Source organism: Mycolicibacterium chlorophenolicum (assembly GCF_001044235.1).
Classification (GTDB): Bacteria; Actinomycetota; Actinomycetes; order Mycobacteriales; family Mycobacteriaceae; genus Mycobacterium; species Mycobacterium chlorophenolicum.
Genome location: NZ_JYNL01000016.1, coordinates 38,683 through 44,943 on the forward strand (window position 1 = coordinate 38,683; position 6,261 = coordinate 44,943).

Sequence of the window (6,261 nt, forward strand, 5' to 3'; positions counted from 1 at the left end):
GTGAGCTAAAAACACAACTCTTTGACTCCTGCGAGCCTAGCGACGCTGGTCACGCGCGACAACACTAATTACAAGGAGTTCCAGATTGAGGAGAGTTAGTCATGGCAGTCGTCACCTTCGTCTCTCATGACGGCGAGAAGTACGAAGCCCCCTTGGCCGAAGGGCAGTCCTTGATGCAGATTGCGGTCAACAACGCGGTGCCCGGCATCGACGGCGATTGTGGAGGGGAAGCCGCATGCGGAACGTGCCACGTGATCGTCGCTCCCGAGTGGTCGGACACGGTGGGACTCTGCGGCGCCAACGAAGAGGAGATGCTCGCGATGAACCCCGAGCGTCAGCGGACGTCGAGGCTGTCCTGCCAGATGGCCGCCTCCGAGGCATGGGATGGCTTGACGGTCGAGCTACCTGAGTTCCAGCTCTGAAACAACGCCATGGATTTGGAGGAAACAATAATGAGTATTCCCGCGGCAGTGGCCGCCAAAGCCCAGTCTGCCGTGCCTTTGGAGCTGCAAATCCGCGGCGCACACCTCTACGACAAGACACGCCGGTGGGTAACCGGAACCAATGGTAAGAAGATCTTCACCGAGACGCCCATTCCTCCGGTCGAGGACATCGATATCGCCGACATCGATCTCAGCAACCCGTTCCTCTACCGCCAAGGCCGCTGGAAGTCCTACTTCGAACGCGTGCGCACCGAGGCGCCGGTGCATTACCAGGCTCACAGTCCGTTCGGCCCGTTCTGGTCGGTGACCCGCCACGCGGACATCATCGCCGTCGACAAGAACCACGAGGCTTTCTCCGCAGAGCCGTTCATCATCATCGGCAGACCCCCCCGCTTTTTGGACATCGCCATGTTCATCGCGATGGATCCGCCACAACACGACTTGCAGCGCGCTTCCGTCCAAGGGGTTGTCGCGCCGAAGAACCTGCGCGAGATGGAGGGGCTGATCCGCTCGCGTGTCCAGGAAGTGCTGGACGATCTACCGGTGGATCAGCCGTTCAATTGGGTGCACCACGTCTCCATCGAACTGACAGCGCGCATGCTCGCGACCCTGCTGGACTTCCCGTACGAGCAGCGGCACAAGCTCGTGGAATGGTCGGACCTCGCCACCTCCATGGAGCAAGCCAATGGTGGTCCTTCCGACAACGACAGAGTGTTTCGTGGCATGGTCGACATGGCGAAGGGGCTCAGCGCTCTCTGGCATGACAAGGCGGCCCGTACCGCCAACGGGGAGCGACCGGGCTTCGATCTGATCACGATGCTGCAGGCCAACGAGGACACTAAGGATCTCATCGACCGCCCGATGGAATTCCTCGGCAATTTGGTACTGCTGATCGTCGGGGGAAACGACACGACTCGCAACTCGATGAGCGGAGGGGTTCTCGCCTTGAACCAGTTCCCCGACCAGTTCGAGAAGTTGAAGGCGAACCCTGACCTGATTCCCAACATGGTATCCGAGATCATTCGCTGGCAGACCCCCCTCGCGTACATGCGCCGAGTCGCGAAAAAAGACATCATGTTGAACGGGCAATTCATCCGCAAGGGCGACAAGGTCGTGATGTGGTACGCCTCGGGTAACCGCGATGAGCGTGTCTTCGAGCGGGCCGATGAGTTGATCATCGATAGGAGCAACGCCCGCAATCACATCTCGTTCGGGTTCGGCGTGCACAGGTGCATGGGAAACCGACTTGCTGAGTTGCAGCTTCGAATCCTGTGGGAGGAATTGCTCCCTCGCTTTGAGAACATCGAGGTGGTCGGCGAACCCGAGTATGTGCAATCGAATTTCGTCAGGGGTATCAGCAAGCTGATGGTTCGCCTCACTCCCAGGCCAAGTGCGTGACTCCCGAACGAGCGGTGATCGTCGGCGCGAGCCACGCCGGCGCGCAGTTGGCAGCTAATCTTCGAAGGGAGGGGTGGTCTGGGGAGGTCGTGCTCATCGGCGACGAGGGGGGACTGCCCTACCACCGGCCTCCGTTGTCGAAGGGATACCTGGCCGGCAAGAACGGCCTCGACGATCTCCTGATTCGCGGCGCGGATTTCTACACCAAGCAGAATATTCAGCTCACGAACGCGACCGTGGAGGCCATCCACCGGACTGCCAAGCACGTCTCTCTGAACACCGGCGACACGCTGGCCTACACCAAGCTCGCGTTGTGCACCGGTGCGAGGGCCAGACGACTCCCCACACCAGGGGTGGATCTTCCCGGAATTCACTACCTGCGTACCGCTGCAGACGTCGAGTTGATCCGTGCCGCCACCGCATCAGGTCGGAGGGTCGTGATCGTGGGCGGCGGTTACATCGGCCTGGAAACGGCGGCCTCGCTGCGTTCGCTCGGCATGAACGTCACCGTCCTCGAGGCAACCGAGCGTGTACTCCAAAGGGTCACCGCGCCGGAGGTTTCCGCGTTTTACACCCGAATCCACAACGGCGAGGGAGTGGACATCCGGACACACGCTCTCGTCGAAGCCTTCTCCGGTGACGGCAGAGTGCAGCAGGTCGTGCTGGCTGACGGCGAACCGATCCCCGCCGACTTGGTCATCGTCGGCGTCGGTGTGGTGCCGAACACCGAGCTCGCCTCGGCCGCAGGATTATCCGTCGACAACGGCATCGTGATCGACGACCAGGCCCGCACCAGCGACCCCGACATCGTGGCCGCCGGCGACTGCACCAGCCACACCATGGCTCGATACGGCTCGCGTATTCGCTTGGAGTCCGTACCTAGCGCCGGCGAGCAGGCCAAGATCGCCGCAGCGACCATCTGCGGTAAACACAGCGCAATCGCTGCGCTTCCCTGGTTCTGGTCCGACCAGTACGACCTCAAACTCCAGATTGCCGGTCTCAACACCGGGTACGACGAAGTAGTCTTCAGCGGCGACCCGTCGCGTGACCGTGACTTCAGCTGCTTCTACTTCCGCGAGAGCGAACTCATCGCCGCCGACTGCATCAACCGTCCTCGCGATTTCATGTCCAGTAAGCGGGCCATCAGCCAGCAACTTCGGGTTGACCGCTCAGACCTGCTCACCGGCTCGATCTGACATCCTGCGACGGCGGCAAAACCATGCGCTCGGAACTCCGCAGATTGTGGCGTCGGCTCAGATCCAAAAAGTAGCGAAAGCTTGCTGGTCTTTACAAACTGTGGACAACTCCCAGGTACCTGAGTGCTACGCGGGAGATCCGCTCACCAGTGGTGGCGATGTCCGCGGCTGGGAGTACAACATGACTCACGGTCAGTCGCACCAGAACATCTGCGACGTCTCCGACGTCGTCAGGGTCGAGATCGGCGAAGTGGTCGTTAAACCACGTGATCAGAGCCCCGGAGCAGAGCTGAAGCAGGGAAGCCGAGGTCGGCAGAAGAGGAAGGACCCCAGTAGACGACGAGCCACCGCCATCATTCCCCGAGGGGCTGGACGTCAGAACTGCCTTGAGGAGCGGACTGTCTTCTGCTTCACAGAGGGTGAACTGCACCGCTGCGGTGATGCCGCCCTGCACATCGCCCACATGTTCGGCAAGGACGGCACGAATGCCTTCCACAAAGCGCTGACCCTCTGACACCACAAGCGCGTCACCGAGCCCCTGCTTGTCGCCGAACTCTTTGTACAACGTCGGGCGGGACACGCCGACCGATTCGGCAACCTCGCTCATCCGGACCTGATCCCAGCCCTTCTCGATGGTGAGTTCTCGTGTCGCCCTCAAAACCTGTTCGCGCACATGCCGGCGGAAAGACATCCGCACCGGTTCAGTTGGCATAGGAGCAGGATAGGCGCCAGCCCTACAAGGGCAGTCGACCGACAGCAGGGTTCATATGGTCCTGTCGAGGAATTCAACGACCGCCGTCGAGAATGCGTCGTTGTTGTCGCCGGCAATCATGTGGCCCGCGCCCGACACGTCAACGGTTTGCGCGTGCGGAACGACGGTGAGGAAATGCTTTACTGTCTCTTCGGAGACCATGTCAGATAGCAGGCCCCGGACCAGCAGCGTTGACGCGGACATCTGCCGCGCACCATCGAGAAGGGAAGCGCTCATCATGTCGAAGTCTTCAGCGCCTTCGTCTGGATCACCCTGCAGGAACTGGAAATTCGACGTCACGAAGGCTGGATCCCATCGCCAGACCCAGCGACCGTCTTCGCGACGTTGGAGAACTTTTCGGAGGCCGTTGAGGTTTTCGGGGCGAGGGCGGTGCGGGTTGTAGGCGGCGATCACGTCAGCGGCCGACTCTAGGCTGTCGAAACCTTCGGGGTGTGCCGACATGAACGCTACGACTCGTCGGGCGCCGTCCATCTCCATCCGCGGAGTGACGTCAACCAGAACGACGGCCTGCCATAGCTCCGGCGGGGCGAGTAAGTGTGTGCCGAGAATGGTCAAACCGCCCAGAGAGGCGCCGATCGCGGCAACTGGGCGGGCGGTGCCGGCGTACGTGCGCACGGCCAACAGGTCGGACCCCAGCCGGTCCATGTCATAGCGTCCGTCCGGGTCCCAGTCGCTGTCACCGTGCCCCCTCGCGTCGTACGCGACAACCGTGTAACCCCGCTGGTACAGGCGGTGGGCGGTCAGATCCCAGGCGTGTCGGCTTTGACCTCCGCCGTGAAGGAGCAACACGACCGCCCGCGGCGCATCACAGCGGTAGAGGTCGACCGCCAGCGACAGCCCATCCGCCGTGGGCACGCGTTCGACGGAAGGGGCCGACGAATCACCTGCTCTGTGTGCAGGCATCAGGAGTCCGTCTTCGGTGCGACGACGGTGACGGTGCCCTGGGCCGCACACACCGCTCTGCCGTCGTTGCAGATGTCGATCCGCGCCACACCGCTGGTTCTGCCCAGCGAGATAATCTCAGCCATGGCTACACAGGTGCCGCTGGAGACCGGACGAAGCAGATTCAGTTTGAACTCCGTCGTCGCGACCCAAGATCCCGTTGGAATCACGGGATAAAATACCACTCCGAGGCAGTGGTCGACCATGGCCGACAAGCAGCCCCCATGCAAGTTGCCGAAAGGCGTCTTCAAGTCGTCGCGGGCGTCCATCTCCGCAACGAGCCGTCCCGCAGTGAAGTCCGTGTGACGTAAGCCGAGATAACCGGCCAGCCCGCCCGTGGTGTGTGCTGCGCTCTGCAGTTGCTCAGCGACCTCTTCGTTGAACGTGGTGAATTGCACAGACACTTCCGGCCTCCTACCGCAGCTCCTGTTGAGACGTTACGCCATACATGTCACACCGGGCGACCGTGGTCACCCGCCAGGATCGCGGGAAGGAGAAACCTCGAAAGAAACGCTCGGAGTCCGTCACGACTGCGCTCCCGCGGCTCTCGAACAGTCAGCAGGCTCAGTATCGTGCGGACAGCCCACTCGGCGGCGTCGTCGACGGAGACGCCCGGTTCCACGCAACGCCAGTGTCTGGTGAAGACGGGACGCAGAAATTCGGTGACGATTTCGAACAGGCACGTCGAGGTCCCCGCCGCGAGACCCACGCCGGCGAGTTCCTCGTCGCTGCCGAACAACAATCCGATGATCTCTTCGCGGCGCGCAGCCTCAACTGTGTATTCCACGAAATCGGCGAGCGCCAAACCCAGGTCGGCGTGCGCCGCAATCCGCGGGCTGATGCGGTCGAGAAGTATCGCTACTTCCCTAGTCGGGAGTGCGACCCGCAACACCGTTGATCTGCGCGTTCATCGACGAACACTGTGAGGAGCCGGGCACTGGCCGTGCACGGTGTGCAGATCGCCCCGCGCACCTACTGGGCGCACGGGTCGTCGGCGCCGTCAAAACGGGCCCTGTGGGACACCACGATNGATGCGGACCCGCGGGTGGCGGCGCATCGGCACCGTGATCGTGCGCGTTCATCGACGAACACTGTGAGGAGCCGGGCACTGGCCGTGCACGGTGTGCAGATCGCCCCGCGCACCTACTGGGCGCACGGGTCGTCGGCGCCGTCAAAACGGGCCCTGTGGGACACCACGATCACCGAGATCCTCGCCGGCATCTATGAGCCCGACGAGCACGGCAAACGCCCACCGGAGTGCCTGTACGGCAGCCTGAGGATGCGGGCGCACCTGCAGCGCCAGGGCATCCCGGTGGCGCGCTGCACGGTCGAACGGATCATGCGCACCCACGGCTGGCGGGGGGCCACGCGCGCCCGGACGATACGCACCACCGAGCGCGATCCGGCCGCCGCGAGGGCGCCGGACCTGGTGCGGCGGCGCTTCTATGCATCGCGGCCCAACGCGCTGGAGGTGGCCGACTTCACCTACGTGCCGCTCGATGGCGGCGGG

Annotated in this window: 7 protein-coding genes and 1 pseudogene; 4 read left to right on the forward strand and 4 right to left on the reverse strand. The window is 62.7% G+C overall.

Annotated features, from left to right (window positions below; all coding sequences use genetic code 11):
• Positions 1 to 101 precede the first annotated feature (101 nt).
• The 3 genes from MCHLDSM_RS07495 to MCHLDSM_RS07505 are packed head-to-tail and all read left to right on the forward strand — an operon-like array spanning position 102 to position 3,037.
• Complete coding sequence (locus tag MCHLDSM_RS07495) at positions 102 to 422, forward strand: 2Fe-2S iron-sulfur cluster-binding protein (protein WP_005086615.1); 321 nt, start codon at positions 102 to 104, stop codon at positions 420 to 422.
• A 30-nt stretch (positions 423 to 452) separates the two neighbouring features.
• A complete protein-coding gene (locus tag MCHLDSM_RS07500; protein ID WP_048469546.1) occupies positions 453 to 1,841 on the forward strand; it encodes a cytochrome P450 in 1,389 nt (462 codons plus the stop codon).
• Positions 1,838 to 3,037 carry an NAD(P)/FAD-dependent oxidoreductase gene (locus tag MCHLDSM_RS07505; protein WP_048469544.1) on the forward strand — a complete coding sequence of 400 codons (1,200 nt, stop codon included), beginning with the start codon at positions 1,838 to 1,840 and terminating at the stop codon, positions 3,035 to 3,037. The genes MCHLDSM_RS07500 and MCHLDSM_RS07505 overlap by 4 nt, the downstream gene beginning before the upstream one ends.
• A 91-nt stretch (positions 3,038 to 3,128) precedes the next feature.
• Here the strand turns inward: MCHLDSM_RS07505 and MCHLDSM_RS07510 are convergent, their stop codons facing one another.
• From MCHLDSM_RS07510 to MCHLDSM_RS07525, 4 genes are all read right to left on the reverse strand, one after another.
• Entirely contained in the window at positions 3,129 to 3,710 is a 582-nt protein-coding gene (locus MCHLDSM_RS07510) for a TetR/AcrR family transcriptional regulator (RefSeq protein ID WP_174545964.1), read from the reverse strand.
• 90 nt (positions 3,711 to 3,800) lie between these two features.
• Positions 3,801 to 4,712, reverse strand: coding sequence for an alpha/beta fold hydrolase (locus tag MCHLDSM_RS07515; RefSeq protein ID WP_014805721.1), 912 nt, complete (start codon positions 4,710 to 4,712; stop codon positions 3,801 to 3,803).
• On the reverse strand, positions 4,712 to 5,149 hold the full coding sequence (locus MCHLDSM_RS07520; protein ID WP_041783922.1) for a PaaI family thioesterase: 438 nt from the start codon (positions 5,147 to 5,149) through the stop codon (positions 4,712 to 4,714). The genes MCHLDSM_RS07515 and MCHLDSM_RS07520 overlap by 1 nt, the downstream gene beginning before the upstream one ends.
• A gap of 53 nt (positions 5,150 to 5,202) precedes the next feature.
• Positions 5,203 to 5,643, reverse strand: coding sequence for a hypothetical protein (locus MCHLDSM_RS07525; RefSeq protein WP_014805723.1), 441 nt, complete (start codon positions 5,641 to 5,643; stop codon positions 5,203 to 5,205).
• 179 nt (positions 5,644 to 5,822) lie between these two features.
• On the opposite strand from MCHLDSM_RS07525, the pseudogene MCHLDSM_RS07530 reads away from it, so the two are divergent.
• Positions 5,823 to 6,261: pseudogene (locus tag MCHLDSM_RS07530) on the forward strand (IS3 family transposase); the annotation flags it as partial.